Genomic DNA, 22,330 nt, shown 5'->3' on the forward strand with positions numbered 1-22,330 from the left:
CCCAGGCTCCGCCTGGGAATGCATGATTGAGATGCTCAGCCTCCCGTACTCAAAATGAGAGATAGAAACCTGTTATTTGAAGCTTCTTTGCATTTGAAAACTTACCTTACAGACCTTAACTGAGCAGTATTGTTAGATATTTGCGATCGCATCCACAACTACTTTTGCAGCTATCATTAAAGAACTTGTAAAAGCACCATATCCTATTGGGCAACAAGTTTTGATAATACTTAAATCAATCTCAAAAGCTAATTTCCACCTAATTTGAAGCGGACGTTTATTGGTACTTTCTTCAGGAAGATAAGTTGATTCTACAATCGCTGTCTCTAAAAAATCTTTTGTTTCATCTAAACTTTCTAAATTTTCAAATTGTTCCATCTCGATACCTAAAATCTTGGAAACAGTTTGAATGTCAGCTAGTAACCAGGTCTCAAAATTTTTAATTGCCAAACCTCCTGCACTGCGATCGCTTATTGGTTGCTCATTGGCATCTAAGTGATTTTCCCGAATTTTCTTCAAAGCACGCTCTAAGCCACGCTGTCTTTCAGACAGATTGTTATCTGCATCAGCCACAATGACAATCATGTCTACTTCTTCAGGTTTCCATAAAATAACCACCTGTGCTAAATATTTTAGGTCTAAGATTGAGTGTCCAGTTCGTTGTTTTAAAGAACGACTCTCATTGATTGATGGGTGTCTCTGTACAAAATCACAATCGGGAAATCCAGCACTTTGAAGCTCTCGCCTAATTAAAGTATGAAGCGCTCCCTCATTATTCCTTTCAATCAATTTTCCACCATCTTCTGGTTTGATATAAGGAATACTTGCTCCCAATTCTGCCTCACCTTCAGCAATTAGCCCAATACGAATCGGACGATTCATACAGGATTGCCTCCAAATACATTGGTAAACCAAAGCTCACCCAATGCTCCATCGTAAGCTTCTAGTGCTTTTTGGAAACGTATAGAATCTGTGGGTAAGGTGTGAACTTGAGTTTTACCTTCGTTATCTAACTCTACAGCACGCACTTGATGAGGCTCAACATAATTAAGCAGTACGGGAGAATGAGTTGTGATTAGAACTTGAACAGGCTTACCAGTAATTCCTTCTGCTGGAACAGTGTACATTGTTGCAGGAACATCTGCCTTTGCCGATCGAGTATCACCTCATCCAGCAATGTATACTTCACTCAGTATTCCAGGAGCGCTAGTCATGGATGTCTGTGGGAAAAGACTTCATGTCCAATTTGTTGATAACGAGGGGAACGTTAAAGATGAGTTTACAATGGTGAAAACCAGTTCTTTAAGTCCAGCTTAATTGCGATTCTCTTTATCGGATTCGCGGATGGGTAGATGTTGGAAAAGAACTTGTCTGAGAAATGGCTGGATTCCCGTTGGCATAAGGTTTGAAAGCGGTCGTACAATCTAACCCATCCGCGCTCCTCTCCCAGACAGGATTTCAGCCATTTTCCCTTTACTCAATCTCAATTTCCCATGCTATGATTAACCCATCCGCGATTTTGAACCATGAAAACAGAATACAGCTTGGCTTCCAGCCTCCATCGATTGCAATTTCATCTACTCCCTATTAGGGATTGAAACAGGTGAACCATGCTCGGAGCGAGTACAGCGCGTCCGAGATTGCAATTTCATCTACTCCCTATTAGGGATTGAAACCTACAAAAGATTCGGGATCTAGAAGTACCGGAAAAATTGCAATTTCATCTACTCCCTATTAGGGATTGAAACACTAACTGTTCTCAATCCCTGAGCGCCTTTCCAAGATTGCAATTTCATCTACTCCCTATTAGGGATTGAAACGGGCAGTTTATTCACCATAAAGATTTTGTCACAAATTGCAATTTCATCTACTCCCTATTAGGGATTGAAACAAAGTTAATGATTATTTGTAGTAGTATTGCAATAATTGCAATTTCATCTACTCCCTATTAGGGATTGAAACTAAAGTTTAAAGAGTTAGAGGCTTTTGCTAAGTCTATCATTGCAATTTCATCTACTCCCTATTAGGGATTGAAACAAATTGTCAGCTAGTACTGGCTCAATACCAGATACCATTGCAATTTCATCTACTCCCTATTAGGGATTGAAACAGTTAAAGAGAGCAAGCCAAAGCACAACTTCAAGAATTGCAATTTCATCTACTCCCTATTAGGGATTGAAACGACAACCTCTACCAATCCAGCCTCTGATATGCTCGATTGCAATTTCATCTACTCCCTATTAGGGATTGAAACGAAAACTGTTAATACCAAAATAAACAGATAAAGCATTGCAATTTCATCTACTCCCTATTAGGGATTGAAACCGTATGTCTGGAAAAGCCCAATCCACAATATCAATTGCAATTTCATCTACTCCCTATTAGGGATTGAAACGCACGATACGATAGTTCGTACTTTCCGTATTTACATTGCAATTTCATCTACTCCCTATTAGGGATTGAAACAACTTATTAGTAGTAATACCAACCCGATCGCTTATTATTGCAATTTCATCTACTCCCTATTAGGGATTGAAACGACACAATAATCGATAGTGAGGTGTACGACACCCTGTGCTGCAAATTGCAATTTCATCTACTCCCTATTAGGGATTGAAACGGGTAGCTTGCGGACTCGATCCTAACTACACATTCCATTGCAATTTCATCTACTCCCTAATAGGGATTAAAACTTAATTTCTGAGACTCCACAGCGTTTAAATCTTGTTGCAAATGCATATGCGTAGGCAGGCTTTGTTTGTGTAGCTGTGATTTCCAATCACTCTAATGTTTTTTTCTAAATTGGGATGCTCCTGTCGAATATTGTTCTTGAATAAATAACTTGCTTAATCACTCTGGTGTTTTTTCCAAATTGGGATGCTCCCGTTTTTAATTGAGTGTAATACATAAATAAAGTTATGGAACCGCAGATAAACGCGGACGAACGCTGATGGATGCAGATAAATTTGTACCATAGCAGACTAGGAAACAATTAGTACTTAATCGTTCGTGACAATACAAACATTACGGTGGCTGCTAGGAACGCACCAATAACAATACTTAATATTGCTACATCAAAACTACCAGTTGTTGCAACAATTGAACCAGGAATAAGCGAGCCACCAACACCTCCAAACAAAACGGAAAGACCATTGTACAGCCCCGTACCAGCACCTACTCGATTGGCAGGTAACAGACATTGAACGATCGCATATTCTTGAGCGCCGTAAGCACTTTGGAAGAATACTGCGATCGCAAAGAATAGCACTAAAAGACTTAATGTATTTACACTTGATGCAATGTAAACCATAATACCAGCTATCAGAAATCCAATGCTTGCAAGTAGTATTCGACGTTGTAGTTTATCCCCTAAATAAGCCATCACAAGAATACCAGCTATGCCGGCTGCAAAAATGAATGCTAGCGGCCAACCCAATTGCTCGAAGTTAATTTCCTTAGCACGATTAAAGTAAATTGGCAACCAGTTGAGTATGCCAAAAGCACAGAAGGAGTTCAGCGTACCGCCTAAAACCACTAACCAGAATCGGCGATCGCGTATATAACTTCTTTGTATTCTCATTCCTCCATTATCAGCAATTCCCTGTCCGGTGCGGATATATACCAACTCCATATCGCTCACGTTATGGTTTTGATGTGGCTCATCCCGAACAAAGAAGCAAACGAGTGGAATTGATACTAGCATTCCGACTGCACCTAATAACGCAAAGGTCGGACGCCAACCAATAGCGTAAATTGACGGAACGATAAGCAGAGGAGCAGATGCAGTCGCAAGAATAATTCCAAGGCTCCAAATTGCATTGGCTCGCGATCGCTCTGTATCCGGGAACCAGTGGCTAGTAATTGCACTTAGCATCGGAATATGAACTCCCTCCCCAAGCCCTAACAGCAAGCGCAAAACGATCAGTGCAGTGAGAGACTGTCCCAAAGGCGCACACAGAATTGTGAATACAGAAAATGCTGCTATGGCTGCAATTGTGCTGCGTTTGGGACTGAACCGTTCTGCAAACGGGCTAAGGAACATATTGGACAAGCCATACGATAAAAAGAATGCGCCCAATAACCATTCACCATTTGAACCAATTTCGCGATCGCTCCAACCAAAATCGCGAGCAATTTGCGGTAGCGCTAGCGAGAGATTGTTGCGATCTAAGTAATTGACAAATAATGTTACACCGAGAATTATTGGAATGCGCCACCGTATTTTCCCGACTGACGCTGTAGCTGTTGGCATAGCAACCTCTCTGACTTAAAGAAACTGCAAAAAATAAATTATCCCATCTTGTCTTGTGGAATGGGCGTCCTCGCCCGTTCCCGATTAATTCCAAAAAATAAATTATCTCTCTTGTAGTGCGGGCGTCCTCGCCCGCTTATTTTGTAAAACGCCCGCTTATTTTGTAAAACGGGCGCTTATTTTGTAAAACGGGCTAGAAGCCCGTACCACAAGAGAAAGATGCTAGTTTAATTAAACTTTGTATCTCTTAAAGCGCATTTTTTGCTTGGATAAAAGTAGTAATGCGATCGCAACAACTCCTACAATCCAACCGCTAGAAGGTTCGTTGACGCTGACTTTAAACGGATTATTGGGTTTGCTCAAATTTTCTTTACCATTCTCGATTTTACGGTTAAAGCGATCGCTTTGTGCTTCTGCTTGTTTCAATAATCTTCTTTGTTCGTCGTTAACCAGTACAAGCATGGAGGAATAGGGAGTGACTAACTCGTACTTTTTGGCTATGGCGTGAATAGCATCCAAAGTCTCTAAACGATCCAAATTAATTGCCTGACTCAGCCCCAATATCAATTGTCGCACCGCTAGTTGCTGAAAATTATCTTCTTTTTGAGATGCAACTTGACTCTCTTTTGTGTCTGATGGATTTTTCTGCCAAGCGTAACCATCGATTACACTAACAGTAGAAGTTCCCAACGCTGCTTTTGTAGCAACTCTTTGCAAAACCTCTGAAACTTGCTGAGAGACTCCGCCGCCACTGTCTTGTATTGCCTTTAACGTAGTATCATCATAAGCAGCAGGGAGCGAACCTAAATGTATCATCCATAAAGGTACGGACGTTGTTTTAATGTCATTGGCACGATTCTGCTTGGATGCTTTATCTTTTGATAACTCATAACTGCCCTCATCAGTTATGAGTAAAACAGTATCATAAGCAGTTTCAGCACGTAACTGGTTAAACTGCTGCATCATTTCTTGTGGTTGAATCGTACCATAAAAAGTCATTTTCTCAGCTTTAAATTGCCCGATGTCATCTAATCTTTTAGGAACAGCACCTTTAGAAGCAGTGATATATAAGTCTGCGTCATTGTTAGCCAATTCTTTATCTGCAAAACCTTTTTTTTCCAACCATGCGAACATTTGTGACAATTCCTTGACATGGGAATTCATACTGAAAGAACTGTCTAGAACTAGAGCAAATCGCTTTGCTTGAGGTAAGGAATAATCCTTATTCGAGAGTGGCTTGACTAAAATACTGTGACCTTCAGGAAAGTTCACTTGATGCAATGTTGGCTGAAATTTTCCAGTTGCTGGCAAAGATGGTTCTAACCAAAGCTCGTCTTTCAGTGTTATCTCTTTGCCATTGCGGATACGCTTGGTATCATGAGTCCAAAAAATGTTGCGTTTTTCCCCTAAAACAGGTAAAGCCCAACCACTTTCTTGTCGCATCACCTTATATGTTAACCACAAATGCATTTCTGTTGGTCTTTGTTGCCTTACGTTTTGCAAGACTGGTGCTTGAGGAGGAATGGGAAATGCTCGCAAGCGATATTGTCGCGGTCCGACTTGTTCGAGTAACGCCGGATCGACGGGACGTTCTCGTCTCACTTGTGAGTTGTAAACTTTCTGAGCAGCACCGCGAGGTGCGACTACAAAGGGGAAGCGTTTTTGCAAATCGCCTGTGTCGCCCAACCACAACCCTGTAATAACCGCGCTTTCTGGTAAGGAAAAGGAGTAGAAGATTTCTTGGACTTCGGGTGTTTGGTTTTTGTAGACTTCGTACAGTTCGAGATCCGCCCAATCGCCATGTTCTGTAACTTTGATTTGTTGCGATCGCAACCACACTTTTTTCTCGTTAATATTGAGCAGCCCTGCTTTGACTTCTTGTCTGTTGTATGTTGATTGTACGGCGTGACTGACTAATTGTCGTTCTGCTTTTTGAAGTGGCGTATCAAAAAACTCAGCGTAGAGTTTTTCTGCTTTCTCGGCATCTTTATCGGAGCCATTGTATAAAAATGGGGACATGAGGGAGTTATAGCTGTCTTGCACTCTATTAGCAACAGCTTGGCTCAATCCAAAGATACCGCGATACATTTCGCTAATGTGATTGTTTTCTTCTCTGGTACTTAGGTAGCGATAAGAGGATAGGTAAGCGTTTACCAAACCTTCTCGGATGGTGTTTGACTTTGCTAATAGTGCTTGACGAGTACTGTCGTTGGACGCTGGATTGGCTAGTAGCGAAAAGGCTTGGACTTGGGGCTGTTGTTGTAAAACGATGAATATGGTCATCCAGGCGATCGCAATTCCACTAGCACCAATGACAGCATATTTTTTTCCGTTTTGTGAAGCAAATGCCTGTAAAATTCTCTTTCCAGAGTTAATATATAAGGTCGCGAGTGCCAAAGGCATTATGACAAATAACGCAGTACTGAGTAACCAGAGAATTAAAAATAACAGGAAATACCAAAAACCCTGTATCCACCATCCAGATACTAAAATATGCCAAAGACCTCGCGCCCAATCGAATCTCAAAAATTCCTGTACTAAAAATGCTGCTAGAGGTAAGGCATAAAAAAGGAGTACTGCACTTGCGTAGATACCGAATAACAGCATCAAGCTGTGTGCTAACATTTGCAGCCACTGCAAACCGCTTTTGCGGGCTGTTACGTAGCCAAACAGCAGTTCTAAAAAGAATGCTACGATACAAATTGCTATTGTGCCTAAAATCTGAGTGCTACCGGGAGTTAGTTCCCGAATGAGGAATAACCGCAACAGGCATAGCAGAAACAGTGGTGCTTCCACGCCATAAAATAAGCGAATGAGTTGTTGGGGCTGTTGTCTAAAGTGGAACCCTCCTAGGAAAGTACATACAGTTGGTACTGCAACTAAACCGACTAATGATAAAAAGAACTCACTAGGGATTTCACCAGCCACAGTAGCTAGTACTAACGGTACGCCAATAACAGGCAATATACCCATGCCGACAATTAACAAAAAAGTGACGTTCCAAACCCAGAATATAGTTTGAAATAGCCCATTCCAAAACAACCTCACAGCCCCTCCCCCTTCTAGCGCTACATACAGCTATTCTGGGGTTATACACAAGTTTTTTACCTAATTCCAATTTTTTAGCAACAGACTAGCAAAATTTTTACAAAGCTTTGGGATATATCAATAAGCAGTTAAGTTGTTCGCTGACGAGATGACGCGATCGCCCTTTAGGTATCTCTCTCAGAGAGCATCGTCAAATATGCTGTGCGTTTTACATTCATAGAGATCTTGTACATAATGTCAATTTTTTAATAGTTATATATTATACTTTAAATTTTATCTTTTCTTTACGTATACATCTAAGGGTAGATAGTAACATAAAATATATGTATATCCAAAGGTAGTTAACAATACTGCAAAAATTAATAATAATTACTATCAGTGTTCCTAAAAAAACTTGAGTAAAATTAATTTAAGTAAAGCAGTGAGTCTTTTGATAGATCGGAGTAAATTGTTTGCTTAGCTACTTGACCTTGAAGATAAAGAGGTAGGTTTTATTTAATAGCTGTAGGAATTGGAACAGAAAAGATTTGAATTGTCAACATCCTAAAAGGGTATTGTATGGCAATGGATTTTGGTAACATTCGCTTGACTCAGATAGTCGAAATTTGGGGTTGCATAATTCTAGATATCTATTAAGGCGGAACCAAAGACTTTTCTTTGGTTCTATCTTTTTTAATAGCGATCGCTAAGCAATTCGTTGATTAAAAAATAACAGTGCAGATACTATTAAGCTGTTCTTAAATGGTAGAAGAGTCTAAAAAAGTAGGATAAGTAGGAGCGGTAAAAAATTGAGAAAAGCTTACATATTATTGTCACGCTCTTTTTCAAACTTAACTACAATTGCGTTATTAAAGTGTTTTCTAAATCAATTGCTATAGAAACGGTATTTATTGCTATAGAAAGGATATCTGGAGTGTACAAAACCTACAAAAAGGATATCTGGAGTGTACAAAACCTACTATTTAAAACCTACTAAACCTACTTTTCATACTATTGTTTTATGTGGGTTAGTTGAAGCTAGAAAAAAAAATATTTTCTAGAGTTGTTAAATAAAGAAATAATGCTATTCTATGTAACAGGGAAACCTACTTAGGATGAATGTAAGGATGAATGTAAAGCTTGTCAGTTAGCTTGATACTACCGCAGTGTCACTTGGCAAGAGCTTCAGTCCCGAACATATTACAAAAGCAAAATATTGTTGAACTATTTGCTTGGAGTTACCTGGCAAAATGAAAATGCTGTTAATACAAGAATATGGAGTGATAAAGTATAGATGTTGCAGAAATTTTCCACTATAGTAGATGTCTTAAGGGAAAGAGCTCTACAGCAGAAAGACCAAAGAGCTTATACCTTTATACAAGATACAGACACAGAACTAGCTAACTTAACATACGAAGAATTGGATCGACAAGCGCGGGCGATCGCGGCTCAACTTCAGGGCATAGGAGCTACCGGACAACGAGCTTTACTGCTATATCCATCTGGTCTAGAATTCATTGCCGCTTTTTTTGGATGTCTGTACGCTTCTGTTGTGGCTGTTCCTGCTTATCCACCTAAGCGCAATCAGAAGATGTCCCGACTACAAGCGATTGTAGCAGATGCTCAGCCTCAGGTGATACTTACCACAGAAGCTTTGTTGACTAACATAAAGAGTCAATTTTCACAGAATCCAGAACTATCAGAACTACAGTGTTTAGCTACAGATAACATCGATCTAGTTCAAGCAGACTCATGGCAGGAAACACTCTTGTGCAGCGACACCCTAGCGTTTCTCCAGTACACTTCGGGTTCTACAGGAACACCGAAGGGAGTAATGGTAAGTCATGGGAATTTGCTGCACAACGAACATCTGATTCAGAAGGGTTTCGATCATGATTCTCAATCATTGTTTGTCGGCTGGTTGCCTCTTTTTCATGATATGGGTCTCATTGGGAATGTACTTCAGCCTCTCTACTTGAGTACTCCTTGCATTCTCATGTCTCCAGAAGCTTTTTTGCAACGCCCTTTACGCTGGCTCCAAGCTATTTCTCACTACAAAGCTCACACAAGCGGCGGTCCTAATTTTGCCTACGATCTATGCACGAACAAGATTACACCCGAACAACGGGCAACTCTCGACCTTAGTAGTTGGCAGGTAGCTTTTAACGGAGCTGAACCAGTCCGTACTGAGACAATGGAACGATTTTCAACAGCTTTTGCATCTTGTGGCTTCCGCCACGAGGCATTTTACCCATGTTATGGTATGGCGGAAACCACTTTAATTGTTTCTGGTGGTAATCCAAAGGCCCTACCAGTTTTGAAAACTGTCCAAAAAGCAGCGCTAGAGGAAAATCGAATAGTTTTAGCCAACAGCGCAAAGGATACTCTCACTCAAACAATGATTGGCTGCGGTCAACCCTTGGAAGATCTACGAGTTGTTATTGTCCATCCAGAAACGATGACCAGCTGCAAGCCTGATGAGGTGGGTGAAATTTGGGTCTCTGGTTCTAGCGTTGCTCGAGGTTACTGGAATCGACCGGAGCAGACTGAGGAAACTTTTCGAGCACATCTACGAGACACTGGAGAAGGACCGTTTTTGCGGACGGGAGACTTAGGGTTTTTACACGATGGCGAACTGTTTGTCACGGGACGTCTCAAAGATATAATTATTATCCGAGGGCAAAACCATTATCCTCAAGACATTGAATTGACTGTAGAGAAGAGTCATCCCGCACTACGAGCTGGTTGTGGGGCAGCGTTTACAATCGAAACCAGAGGTCAAGAGCGACTGGTGGTTGTTCAGGAGGTGGAGCGCAATTACTTAAGAAAACTCGATGTGAATGAGGTAGTTGCAAGTATTAATCAGGCTGTTGCAACGGAACACAATCTACAGGTTTATGCTATGGTACTGGTTAAAACTGGCAGTATTCCTAAAACTTCGAGTGGCAAAATACAGCGCAATAAATGTCGGTCTGAGTTCCTTAGTGGAAGTTTGAATGTCTTACAGGATTGGAGTGAGAATCCTGAGAGCAAAACGAAATTCTTGCATTTGCATACTGAGGTTGAATCTCTATTGCAACAACTGCAAGGTTCCAAGCAATAAGGACGATGTGAAATCATTGAAGTTTGTAAAAGTCAAACACCTATCAAACTCCACGAAAAAACGTCTTAAGTTAAACCTGTAGAGGTACGACTAATGAAAATACAGAACGTTGAAGCCAAAGAGATACTCACGATTTCTCCTAGACAAGATGTACAACAGCAGCAACTAACTATAAAGAAGATTCAAACCTGGCTTGTTTCCCGTTTAGCAGAACAACTAGAAATTGACTCAAATAAGATTGATGTTGCAATTCCCTTTGAGCGCTACGGTGTAGATTCTTTAATAGCAATCAGTCTGACTGGTGACTTAGAACAATGGCTTGGATGCGAGCTAGATCCTACTCTACTCTACGATTACCCAACTGTTAAGGCTCTGGCACAGCATTTATTTGAGGAATGTGTAGTAAAGGTGTAAGCCGTAATTAATTGACTATAGTAATAATACGTAAAGGAAATGGAACCCATAGCAATTATCGGTATTGGCTGTCGTTTTCCCGGTGCTGACAACCCAGAATTATTTTGGCAGATTTTACGTGATGGGGTGGATGCTATCACTGAAGTGCCGCAAGAGCGTTGGAATGTTGAGGCATTGTACGATCCAAAGCCAGCTACTCCAGAAAAAATGAATACCCGTTGGGGTGGTTTCTTGGAGCAAGTCGATCGATTTGAACCAAGCTTCTTTAACATTTCTCCCCGTGAGGCAGAGCCGATGGACCCCCAACAAAGACTGTTGTTGGAGGTTGCTTGGGAAGCTCTAGAGAATGCGGGAATTGTACCACAAAAGTTGGCTGGCAGCAAGACAGGAGTTTTTGTTGGTATCTGCAACATTGATTATCACAGGCTTCTCTATCAAGATTCTTCCCGCATAAATGCACATAGCGGCACAGGTACTGCTTGCTCCATTTCAGCTAACCGTATATCTTATGTGCTAGATCTACGAGGACCTAGTATGGCAATGGATACTGCTTGCTCTTCGTCCTTAGTTGCAGTCCATTTTGCCTGTCAAAGCTTGCGGAATGGCGAGTCTAATCTATGCTTGGTTGGAGGGGTAAACTTAATTCTTTCCCCTGAGATGGGTATCACCTTCTCTCAAGCGCACATGATGGCATCTGACGGTCGATGTAAAACCTTTGACGCCAAAGCTGACGGTTATGTGCGAGGAGAGGGCTGTGGCATAGTCGTTCTTAAACGCCTAAAAGATGCGCTTCGAGATAAAGACAATATTCAAGCAATTATCAAAGGTTCAGCAGTTAACCAAGATGGTTTAAGCAATGGATTGACAGCACCTAATGGACCTGCTCAACAGGCGGTCATCCGTGAAGCCCTGAAAAACGCGGGAGTGACAGCATCGCAGATTAGTTATGTTGAAGCGCACGGCTCTGCTACCTCTTTGGGAGATCCGATTGAGTTTAAATCCTTAAAAGCCGTGCTCATGAAGGATCGCGAACCAGACCAGCCCTGTTGGCTCGGCTCGGCTAAAACTAATATTGGTCATTTAGAGGCTGCTGCAGGAATTGCTGGACTTATTAAAGTGGTACTTTCACTGCAACACGGGGAGATAGCACCGAATCTGCATTTGACGCAATTAAATCCCTATATTTCCCTGAAAGGAACAACTTTTTTTATTCCTACTGAACGCCAGCCTTGGTTTGCTGGCACAGAGAACCGTTTAGCTGGGGTCAGCGCGTTTGGTTTCGGTGGCACTAATTGTCATGTCATATTAGAAGAAGCACCTGCTGATTTTAAATTGGGTGATACTAGTAAAAATCCGAAATCCAAAATCCAAAATTCACAATCTATAGAATGTCCTCCACACCTTTTGACGCTTTCTGCGAAAAGCGAGAATGCTCTTGTGGAACTGGCACAAAAATATGTAAATTTCTTTACGTCTCATCCTGAAGTATCGCTTTTCGATGTTTGTTTTACTGCCAACACAGGGCGATCGCATTTTAACCATCGCCTTGCAGTCGTTGCTGCCTCCGAAGCACGAGTGCGCGAGCAGCTAGCGAACTTCTGTGCGGGACAACAATCGGTAGAGGTCTTTCACCAACAGAGCAGCAGTTCGCCCAAGGTCGCCTTTCTCTTCACGGGTCAGGGGTCTCAGTATCTGGGCATGGGACGCCAACTGTATGAAATTGCGCCCGTCTTCCGCGCCACCCTCGACCAATGCGACGAGATTCTACGTCCATACTTGGGGCAATCACTCCTGCAAGTCCTTTATCCCAAATTAGGAGAAACTTCACCTCTTAACCAAACCGCTTACACTCAACCGGCTCTGTTCGCGCTAGAGTATGCTTTAGTACAACTGTGGAAATCCTGGGGCATTCATCCTGATGCTGTCATGGGTCATAGTGTCGGGGAATACGTTGCTGCCACAGTGGCGGGAGTCTTGAGTTTAGAGGATGGGTTAAAGCTCATTGCCCACAGAAGCCGCCTGATGCAGAGCTTACCAACTGGCGGTGAAATGGTAGCTGTCTTTGCTGATGAAAAATATATACGTTATGTTACTGAAATAGATTCTAGAAAGGTAGCATTTGCCGCATTTAATGGAGCGGGAAACACGGTGATTTCAGGCGAAGCACGGGCAATTCAAGCAATTTGTGCAGACCTAGAAAAAGCAGGAATACCGACTAAAAAGCTACAAACCTCTCACGCTTTCCACTCACCACTGATGGAGCCGATACTGGCTGAATTCCGTGAGGTAACCGAGCGTGTCACTTATGCTGCTCCCCAAATAACCATCATCTCCAACCTTACAGGTTCTCAACTGACTCAAGAAGAGATCTCGCCAGAATACTGGTGTCGTCATTTACGCTACCCAGTACAATTTGCCAAAAGTCTCAAGACACTGCACGCGAATGGATATGAGGTGTTTGTGGAGATCGGACCAAAACCAACGTTGTTGGGAATGGGTCGCAACTGCTTACCAGAACAGGCGGGAGTATGGCTGCCTTCCTTGCGTCCGGGACAGGAAGATTGGCAAGTATTGCTCCAGAGTTTGGGAGAACTATACGTGCGCGGAGCAGATGTAGACTGGTCTGGTTTTGACTGGGAATATGGTCGTCGTCTACAGTTACCAACATATCCCTTCCAACGACAGCGTTATTGGATGGAAATCGCGCAAAACAATCGCTCACAAGCAGGGAATTTATCTGAAGAAAAGATTCAAAATCCCATCTTGAAACTCCTAAATCAAGGAGATACTCAAAAACTAGTCGAAAATTTAGAAAAGACAGGAGAACTTTCAGAAGATGAGTTAAGAGCGCTGCCGAAGCTATTGGAACTGTTAGTTAATCAAGATGGACAGTCGCTAACAGCAGCATCCATCAAAGAATGGATTTATGAAGTAGAGTGGCAGCGGTTACCGCGTCAGGTGAAAGCTCAAGAGAAGAACGAAGTTCGAGAAACAGGTACTTGGCTAATTTTTGCTGACTTGCAGGGTGTGGGACAAACCTTAGCAAAACTTTTGCGATCGAGAGGTCATACCTGTATTTTAGTACATCCAGGGAATAATTATAATTTCAAAGATGTTGGAACTTGGAGCATTAACCCTTATAGCCCAATAGATTTTGAACTTCTGTTCCAAGAAGTTTTAAAAACTCCAGAGCAACCTTTACAAGGAATTATTCACCTGTGGAGTTTAGAGACTGAATGGGCTTCAGATCTGACGCTCTCCTCTCTAGAACAGGCTCAGGCCTTTGGTGTTGGTAGCGTGTTGCATTTGCTGCAAGCTTTAATTAAGGGAGTAGAGACTAAAAAGAATGCAGAGAATGGTCTTGCTTTAGAGCGTCAGAGCACTTCCGTGTCAGCTTCTTCTTTACCCCGCTTGTGGTTAGTAACGAGGGGAGCAGTGCCAGTCGATACCTATCTTTCTGGAGTGGCGCAAGCTCCTTTATGGGGTTTAGGTAAGGTAATAGCGCTCGAACACCCCGAAATATGGGGAGGAATGCTCGATCTAGCTCCACAATCTACTAGTGATGAAGTAACAGAACTGTTAGCAGAAATTGAGGATTCGGTTGGGGAAGACCATGTTGCCATTCGCAATGGTATTCGGTATGTCGCTCGCCTAGTACCTAAGCAACTGTCAGAATCCAAACAAGTGGCGCTCTGCTCGGATAGCACTTACCTAATTACTGGTGGTCTCGGTGCTTTGGGACTAAGAGTAGCTTGTTGGATGGTGGAACAAGGGGCAAGACAATTGGTACTCATTGGACGAAGCGAAGTTTCAGATGAAGCGCGATCGACCTTGAGGCAAATCGAACAACGTGGAGCTAAAGTTTTTGTTGCTCGAGCAGATGTATCTAACGAAGCGGATATGGTGGGTCTGCTGGAAACAATAAACGCATCAATGCCGCCCCTGCGAGGGATTATTCATGCTGCAGGAGTCTTAGATGATGGAATTTTGCTACAGCAATCCTGGGAGCGCTTTAGCCACGTGATGGCTCCGAAAGTTAAAGGAGCTTGGAATCTACACGCTTTGACCCAAGGTTTACCGTTAGACTTCTTTGTTCTATTTTCTTCAGTAGCTTCATTGCTTGGCTCACCCGGTCAAGGAAATTACGCTGCAGCTAATAGTTTCATGGATGCCCTAGCTTATCATCGCCTTGCACAAGGATTACCAGGATTGAGCATCAACTGGGGACCTTGGGCTGAGATAGGGATGGCAGCTAGCTTAGCAAACCGTCATCAGACTGTTAATGCCATAGGACTGGATAAGATAGTTCCGGAGCAAGGATTGCAGGTGCTAAAACAAGTCTTAGGACAAGTCACTTCGCAGATTGGGGTGCTACCAGTTGATTGGTCGGTCTTGAGCCAGCAATTAAGGGTTAGCACTCAAGTACCATCATTGCTCTTTGAATTTACCAAAACAGAAAATCGGGTAGAAACCACTTTGTCATCGATGCCACAATCTGGTATTCTGCAAAAGTTACAGGTGGCTGCGCCAAGCGATCGCCTCTCCCTATTAACTACTCACATTCAAGAAGAAGTTGCTAAGGTTCTGGGTCTTGCACCATCTCAACTGCCCGATCCAAAACAAAACTTCTTTGACATGGGTATGGATTCTCTAATAGCAGTTGAGTTAAAAAACAACTTACAAAGCAACTTAGGGCAATTCCTTCCATCAACTTTAGTTTTTAACTATCCCAATATTAATGCCGTTGTCCAATATCTATCTCAAGACGTTCTTTCCTTAGAAACTTCTGCTCAAACAAGTCAGAATTTGCAGGAAACTCAAGAATCAACAACTTTTTTGGAAGAACTTAAACAACTTTCAGAGAGTGAAGTTATGGTTTTAATTGCTCAAGAATTTGAAGCGTATCGGTAAGGAGAATTTCTTTTTGTATGGGTCAGTTGCCGTCAGACACTAGCCAACTCTCTGCACTGCAACAATCGCTTTTTGTAGTGCAGAAGTTGAAATCCAAGCTTGCTGAGATTGAGGATGCAAAAACAGAGCCAATTGCTATTATCGGCATGAGTTGTCGGTTTCCTGGGGAAGCCAATGACCCGGAGGCATTCTGGCAGCTATTGCATGAAGGTGTAGACACCATCTCTGAGGTGCCAGCCCAAAGGTGGAACATTAATGATTACTACGATCCAAACCCGAATGCACCAGGGAAAATGTACACTCGGACTGCAGGTTTTCTACATCAGGTAGACCAGTTCGACCCCATGTTTTTTGGGATTTCCCCTCGGGAAGCAATTAGCCTAGACCCCCAGCAGCGCTTGCTACTGGAGGTGAGCTGGGAAGCTTTGGAAAATGCCGGACAGCCATCGAACAAGTTAACTAGCAGTCAAACTGGTATTTACGTGGGCATTGGACAAAATGACTACGCACAATTGCAAATGAAGTTCGATGACCCGACACAAATCGATACTTACACTGGAACTGGCAATGGCTTTTGCTTTGCGTCTGGTCGGTTGTCCTATGTTCTAGGGCTACAAGGTCCCAACATGGCGATTGATACCGCTTGCTCTTCTTCGTTGGTAGCTGTTCATTTAGCTTGCCAGAGCTTGCGTGCAGGAGAGTGCAATCTGGCTTTAGCAGGCGGTGTGCAGTTAATCTTATCGCCAGAAATCACCATTTTTCTGTCTAGGGCGCACGCTCTCTCCCCAGACGGTCGATGCAAGACCTTCGATGCTGCTGCCGATGGCTTCGGTCGAGGTGAGGGCTGCGGAGTGGTGGTACTCAAGCGCCTATCGGATGCTGTGGCAAGTAGAGATAACATCTTAGCAGTGATTCGAGGTTCAGCAATTAACCACGATGGACCTAGCACCGGTCTCACCGTTCCAAATGGACTAGCTCAGCAGAAACTCATTCTTAAGGCTCTGAAGAATGCTAAGGTAGAACCTTCTGAGGTTAGTTATGTAGAGACTCACGGCACAGGAACAGCACTAGGTGACCCAATTGAAGTGGAGAGCTTGGGAACCATATTTGGCAAAGAACGCTCTCAAGACAACCCTCTAGTAATTGGTTCGGTGAAAACCAACATCGGTCACTTGGAAGCAGCCGCAGGAGTAGCAAGTTTAATTAAGGTGGTGCTTTCTTTGCAGCACAAGGAGATCCCACCTCACCTGCACTTCAAACAGCCCAATCCTCACGTTAATTGGGATGAACTACCAGTGGTAGTGCCAAAGTCGTCGATGCCTTGGTTAGCAGGAGAAAAGCGGCGGTTGGCAGGAGTTAGTTCCTTTGGGATGAGCGGTACTAATGCCCATATTGTGTTGGAAGAAGCACCGACATTAGAGCCTGTCAAAGCGGAAGTGGAACGCCCAGTGCATCTGCTGACGCTATCGGCTAAAACTCAAGAGGCACTCTTGCAGTTAGCACTTCAGTATGAAAATTACCTAGCCAATCCGTCCTTAGATATAGGAGACATTTGCTATACTGCCAATGCGGGTCGAACTCATTTCACCCATCGCTTGAGTGTAGTTGCCTCTTCCAAGGCACAAATGCGTGAAAAGCTAGCAAATTTCTGCGCTGGACAGGAAACGGCAGAAATATTTCAGGGACAGGGCAGCAGTTTGCCCAAGGTAGCTTTCCTTTTCACAGGTCAGGGGTCTCAATATCTGGGCATGGGTCGCCAACTCTATGAAACTGCGCCCGTCTTCCGCGCCGCTCTCGACCGCTGCGATGAGATTCTACGTCCTTATCTGGAAAAGTCCCTGCTATCAGTCCTTTACCCGGAACCAGGGGAAACTTCACCACTCGACCAAACCGCTTACACTCAACCGGCTCTATTCGCTCTAGAGTATGCTTTGGTGCAACTGTGGAAATCCTGGGGGATTCATCCTAATGCTGTCATGGGTCATAGTGTCGGGGAATACGTTGCCGCTACAGTAGCCGGAGTTTTGAGTTTGGAAGATGGGCTGAAGTTGGTTGCCAACAGAAGCCGCCTGATGCAAAGCTTACCTCCTAACGGTGAAATGGTAGCAGTACTTGCTGAAGAAAAAAATATACGTTATATTACTAAGATAGATGATACAAGAGTAGCATTTGCGGCATTGAATGGACCGCAAAACACGGTGATCTCCGGCGAGACACGGGTAGTACAAGCAATTTGTGCTGACCTAGAAGCAGCAGGAATAAAGACCAAAAAGCTACAAACCTCCCATGCTTTCCACTCACCACTGATGGAGCCGATACTGGCTCAATTTCGTGAGGTGGCAGCTACAATTAACTACGCAGCTCCCCAAATGACCATCATCTCCAACCTTACAGGATCTCAACTGACTCAAGAAGAGATCTCGCCAGATTACTGGTGTCGTCATTTACGCTCTCCCGTACAATTTGCCGAAAGTCTCAAGACACTTCACGCGAGTGGATATGAGGTATTTGTAGAGATCGGACCAAAACCTACATTGTTGGGGATGGGGTGCAACTGCTTATCAGAAGAAGTGGGAGTTTGGCTACCTTCCTTGCGCCCAAAACAAGAAGATTGGCGGGTATTACTCCAAAGTTTAGGAGAACTATACGTGCGCGGAGCAGACGTAGATTGGTCGGGTTTCGATCGCGATAACGGGCGTCGGCGTGTCATGTTGCCCACCTATCCATTCCAAAGACAGCGCTATTGGGTGAAAAAGACTGAAACTGAGCATCAGCAGGCACAGATCCCATCCCAACCACAAATCCAGACATCGATCGTCAACCTGCTGCACCAAGGGAATATCAAACAGTTAGCACAGCAGCTGGAAGAGGCAGGCAATTTTTCACTAGAGGAGATGAAAATACTGCCCCATGTGCTAGAAGCGCTAGTTGTACAACACAAACAAGAAATACAAGCTGCTGCTATCAAAGATTGGCTCTACGAAATAGAGTGGCAGCAGATGCCGCATCAGTCGCAGTCTCCACTACAGGAAACCCAAGGGCACACACCAGGAACTTGGGTAGTTTTTGCCGACCTTGGTGGTGTGGGACAAGCCCTAGCAAAACTTTTACAACAGCGTGGACAGAACTGTATTCTGGTTTACAATGGGGAGGCATATCAAAACTTAGAAACTGGAGTTTGGAGCATCAACCCGACCAGATCTGAGGACTTTGAGCGTCTGTTTCAAGAGGTGTTAGGGACGGGAATTCCTCCATTAAGGAGGATAGTTCACCTGTGGAGTTTAGAGGCAGCTTTGCCAAAGGCACTGTGCAACCCAACTCTTGAGCAGGCGCAAAAGCTAGGTTGTAGAAGCGTACTGTATTTGCTCCAGACGCTAGTTAAGCACTATGGCTCAGCCGCACCCCGATTATGGTTAGTAACAAGGGGAGCAGTGCCAGCCAGTTCAGATCTGCCTGGGGTGGCGCAAGCTCCTTTATGGGGGCTAGGCAGAGTAGTAGCGCTCGAACACCCTGAATTGTGGGGCGGAATGCTCGATTTAGCATCGGAATCTACTGGTGATGAAGCAACAAAGCTCTTAGCAGAAATCGAGGATTCGGTTGGGGAAGACCATATCGCCTTTCGTAATGGCAATCGCTATGTTGCGCGCTTGGTGCCCAAGCAACTGTCAGAATCCAAACAAGTGGCGCTCCGCTCAGATGGCACTTACTTAATTACTGGGGGTTTGGGTGCTTTGGGACTAAGGATAGCCCGTTGGATGGTGGAACAGGGGGCAAGACAATTAGTGCTCATTGGGCGGAGTGCGCCTTCAGATGAAGCGCAATCAATCTTGAGGCAACTCGAACAAAAGGATGTCAGGGTTTTCGTTGCTCAAGCAGATGTGTCGAATGAAGCAGATATGGTGAGGGTGCTTGAGACAGTGAACGCATCAATGCCACCCCTACGAGGAATTGTTCATGCTGCCGGAGTTTTAGATGATGGAATTTTGCTACAAAACTCTTGGGAGCGCTTTAGCCATGTGATAGCTCCGAAAGTACAAGGGGCTTGGAATCTACACTCTTTAACCCAGGATCTGCCGTTAGACTTCTTTGTTTTATTTTCTTCAGCTGCTTCATTATTAGGATCGCCAGGTCAAGGGAATTACGCAGCAGCCAACAGTTTCATGGATGCCCTGGCTCATCATCGCAATACACAAGGACTACCAGGATTGAGCATTAACTGGGGACCTTGGGCTGATGTGGGGATGGCAGCTAGCTCGGCAAACCGTCATCAGGCAGCCAATGCGATGGGATTAAATAGCATCGCTTCAGAGCAAGGATTGCAAGTTCTTGAACTTGTGCTGGGACAAGTCATTTCGCAAATTGGGGTGCTACCAGTTGATTGGTCGGTGTTGAGGCAGCAATTAAGCGTAAGTGGTCAACTACCACCATTGCTTTTTGAATTGATTGCTAAGACACAAACCCAGGAGGAAACCACTCTGGTGTCAGTGCAACAGTCAGATGTTTTACCACGATTGTTGCAGGCTCAAAATGGCGATCGCTTGGATCTCTTGGTAGTCTACCTGCAAGGGCAGATAATTAAGGTGTTGGGGTTTGACAAATCGTTTATTTTAAATCCGCATCAAGGCTTGCTGGAATTAGGTCTTGATTCTTTGATGGCTGTTCAACTTAAAAACGCGATCGCAACTGACCTCGATCTGAATGTTCCTACAGAAAAATTCATTGATGGCTCTAGCATTATGCAATTGGCAGAGCTATTACTTGAGGAATTAGCCATAGTAAACACAACGCTATCGGTACTTCCATCTTCTCCCTTAGAAAATGATTTAGAGGTAATCGAACTACCAATAGAAGTCCGCTCTACCTCCTGTGCATCTCTTGCATCAGCAAATACATTAAATCAAGACAGTTGGATAGAGGGTGAGTTATGAATTTAATTGAGTTTTTGCAAGAGCTTACGGCAAAGGGTGTAGAACTGTGGGTCGATGACGGCAAACTGCGCTATCGAGGTCCTCAAGACGTATTAACTCCAGAATTATTAAACGATATTAAACGATTTAAGGAAAAAATTATACTGCTGTTGCAAAAGCGCACCGAGACTGGTCAAACCATTGTTCTGTGTCCTATGGAACGGAATGGGCATATACCACTGTCGTTTGCCCAACAACGTATGTGGTTTTTACAGCAGTTAGAGATTAATAGTAGCTTTTATAACCTCGCGGCGGCAATGCATTTTGAGGGTCAGCTCAATATCGCTGCTCTAGAATACAGTCTCAATCACATCATCAGCCGCCACGAAACCTTACGCACCAACTTTATTCAGGTAGATGGACAACCCTTTCAAGTCATCCACCCTGCCCGTTCCCTGACACTGACTATTGTGGATTTGCGTTCGCCCAGCGTGTCTGTTCTCGCAGCGTCTCCGACAGGAGAAGAATATTCACTAGCTGAAAGTGAACAAAAAATCATTTGCCAGCAACTAGCAATAGAAGAAACCCAACGCCCCTTTGACTTGGCAACTGACCCATTAGTGCGGGCTAGTTTGTTCAAGCTGACAGAGACAGAACACGTCCTGCTACTGGTGATGCACCATATAGTATCAGATGGTTGGTCAATGGGTGTACTTATCCAGGAGATAACAGCGATCTATCAAGCTGTGTACAGTCAAAAGCCCATCGCACTACCAGAATTACCTATTCAGTACGCTGACTTTGCTATATGGCAGCGGCAGTGGTTGCAGGGGGAGGTGCTGACAAAGCAACTCGCATACTGGAAGGAACAACTGAAGGGTACTCCGGCTTTGTTGGAACTACCAACCGACCGACCGCGACCAGCGATTCAAACTTACCGGGGGGTAACTGAGAAATTTGCGTTCTCGAAAGAACTAAGCGAGGCGCTGATGGACTTGAGTCAGCGACAAGAAGTAACGCTGTTCATGACGTTGTTTGCAGCATTTCAAACATTGCTGTACCGCTACAGTGGACAAACAGACATCTGCGTAGGCACACCAATTGCTAACCGCAATAGCACGTACTTGGAGGGGTTAATTGGGTTATTCCTCAACAATTTGGTGCTGCGCGGCAATTTGTCTGGTGACCCCAGTTTTAGCGATTTACTGTTGCAAGTGCGGAAAGTAGCACTCGACGCTTACGCCCATCAAGACCTGCCCTTTGAGCAGTTAGTCGAGCAATTGCAGCCAGAGCGTTCTTTAAGCTATACACCACTGTTCCAAGTGATGTTTGTGCTGCTAAATGTGCCGATGCCAAAGTTGCAGCTTCCCGACTTAACGCTGTCTCCGTTACCAATAGACATCTCTACAGCTAAGTTTGATTTGACTCTACTTCTAGAGAACACAAGCACTGGATTGATTGGGTCTATTGAATACAACACTGATTTGTTTGATACCGCCACGATTGTACGGATGGTAGGGCACTATCAAACTTTGCTAGAAGCAGTTGTTGTCAATCCACAGCAAAAGCTATCAGAACTACCACTGCTCACTGCCAGCGAACGACATCAGTTCTTATTGGAGTGGAACGATACTCAAGCCGACTACCCCAAACAGTTGTGTCTGCATCAGTTGTTTGAGCAACAAGTCCAGAAGACACCCAATGCCGTGGCAGTGG

10 protein-coding genes and 1 CRISPR repeat array are annotated in these 22,330 nt (G+C 43.9%); of the genes, 6 read left to right on the plus strand and 4 right to left on the minus strand.

The features are described from left to right. Nucleotides 1-132: 132 nt before the first annotated feature. Nucleotides 133-882, minus strand: coding sequence for a hypothetical protein (locus ACKTT2_RS28505; RefSeq protein ID WP_407892956.1), 750 nt, complete (start codon nt 880-882; stop codon nt 133-135). Continuing rightward, nucleotides 879-1,127, minus strand: coding sequence for a hypothetical protein (locus ACKTT2_RS28510; RefSeq protein ID WP_407892958.1), 249 nt, complete (start codon nt 1,125-1,127; stop codon nt 879-881). The genes ACKTT2_RS28505 and ACKTT2_RS28510 overlap by 4 nt, the downstream gene beginning before the upstream one ends. Between ACKTT2_RS28510 and ACKTT2_RS28515 the strand changes: the two genes are divergently transcribed. After that, nucleotides 1,120-1,317: a hypothetical protein gene (locus tag ACKTT2_RS28515; RefSeq protein ID WP_407892960.1), complete on the plus strand. Its 198-nt coding sequence runs from the start codon at nt 1,120-1,122 to the stop codon at nt 1,315-1,317. The two genes, ACKTT2_RS28510 and ACKTT2_RS28515, sit on opposite strands and share 8 nt — an antisense overlap. Before the next feature lie 247 nt (nt 1,318-1,564). Then, a CRISPR array of direct repeats spans nt 1,565-2,693; the repeat unit is 37 nt; unit sequence ATTGCAATTTCATCTACTCCCTATTAGGGATTGAAAC. 299 nt (nt 2,694-2,992) lie between these two features. Here ACKTT2_RS28515 and ACKTT2_RS28520 read toward each other — a convergent pair. Beyond that, nucleotides 2,993-4,252: an MFS transporter gene (locus tag ACKTT2_RS28520; protein ID WP_407892962.1), complete on the minus strand. Its 1,260-nt coding sequence runs from the start codon at nt 4,250-4,252 to the stop codon at nt 2,993-2,995. Between the two features lie 231 nt (nt 4,253-4,483). Beyond that, entirely contained in the window at nt 4,484-7,300 is a 2,817-nt protein-coding gene (locus ACKTT2_RS28525) for a TIGR02921 family PEP-CTERM protein (RefSeq protein ID WP_407892965.1), read from the minus strand. A gap of 1,273 nt (nt 7,301-8,573) precedes the next feature. Here ACKTT2_RS28525 and ACKTT2_RS28530 point away from each other — a divergent pair. From ACKTT2_RS28530 to ACKTT2_RS28550, 5 genes are all read left to right on the plus strand, one after another. Next, complete coding sequence (locus ACKTT2_RS28530; RefSeq protein WP_407892967.1) at nt 8,574-10,382, plus strand: fatty acyl-AMP ligase; 1,809 nt, start codon at nt 8,574-8,576, stop codon at nt 10,380-10,382. Nucleotides 10,383-10,475: 93 nt separating this feature from the next. Beyond that, nucleotides 10,476-10,796: an acyl carrier protein gene (locus ACKTT2_RS28535; RefSeq protein WP_407892969.1), complete on the plus strand. Its 321-nt coding sequence runs from the start codon at nt 10,476-10,478 to the stop codon at nt 10,794-10,796. Nucleotides 10,797-10,835: 39 nt separating this feature from the next. Then, nucleotides 10,836-15,707: a type I polyketide synthase gene (locus ACKTT2_RS28540; RefSeq protein ID WP_407892971.1), complete on the plus strand. Its 4,872-nt coding sequence runs from the start codon at nt 10,836-10,838 to the stop codon at nt 15,705-15,707. A gap of 17 nt (nt 15,708-15,724) precedes the next feature. Further along, nucleotides 15,725-20,635 (plus strand): type I polyketide synthase, encoded by a 4,911-nt coding sequence (locus ACKTT2_RS28545; protein WP_407892973.1) that lies wholly within the window; start codon nt 15,725-15,727, stop codon nt 20,633-20,635. Next, nucleotides 20,632-22,330 (plus strand): condensation domain-containing protein (locus ACKTT2_RS28550; protein ID WP_407892975.1); only part of this gene is annotated, 1,699 nt, incomplete at its 3' end. The genes ACKTT2_RS28545 and ACKTT2_RS28550, both read left to right, overlap by 4 nt.

The organism is Scytonema hankhaensis NUACC26 (genome assembly GCF_045865695.1).
Lineage (GTDB): Bacteria > Cyanobacteriota > Cyanobacteriia > Cyanobacteriales > Nostocaceae > Scytonema.

What these genes read in the sequence shown, in the direction of transcription:
- ACKTT2_RS28505 (WP_407892956.1), bottom strand. Translation starts at nt 882, where the DNA reads ATGAATCGTCCGATTCGTATTGGGCTAATTGCTGAAGGTGAGGCAGAA.
- ACKTT2_RS28510 (WP_407892958.1), bottom strand. Translation starts at nt 1,127, where the DNA reads ATGTACACTGTTCCAGCAGAAGGAATTACTGGTAAGCCTGTTCAAGTT.
- ACKTT2_RS28520 (WP_407892962.1), bottom strand. Translation starts at nt 4,252, where the DNA reads ATGCCAACAGCTACAGCGTCAGTCGGGAAAATACGGTGGCGCATTCCA.
- ACKTT2_RS28530 (WP_407892967.1), top strand. Translation starts at nt 8,574, where the DNA reads ATGTTGCAGAAATTTTCCACTATAGTAGATGTCTTAAGGGAAAGAGCT.
- ACKTT2_RS28535 (WP_407892969.1), top strand. Translation starts at nt 10,476, where the DNA reads ATGAAAATACAGAACGTTGAAGCCAAAGAGATACTCACGATTTCTCCT.
- ACKTT2_RS28540 (WP_407892971.1), top strand. Translation starts at nt 10,836, where the DNA reads ATGGAACCCATAGCAATTATCGGTATTGGCTGTCGTTTTCCCGGTGCT.
- ACKTT2_RS28545 (WP_407892973.1), top strand. Translation starts at nt 15,725, where the DNA reads ATGGGTCAGTTGCCGTCAGACACTAGCCAACTCTCTGCACTGCAACAA.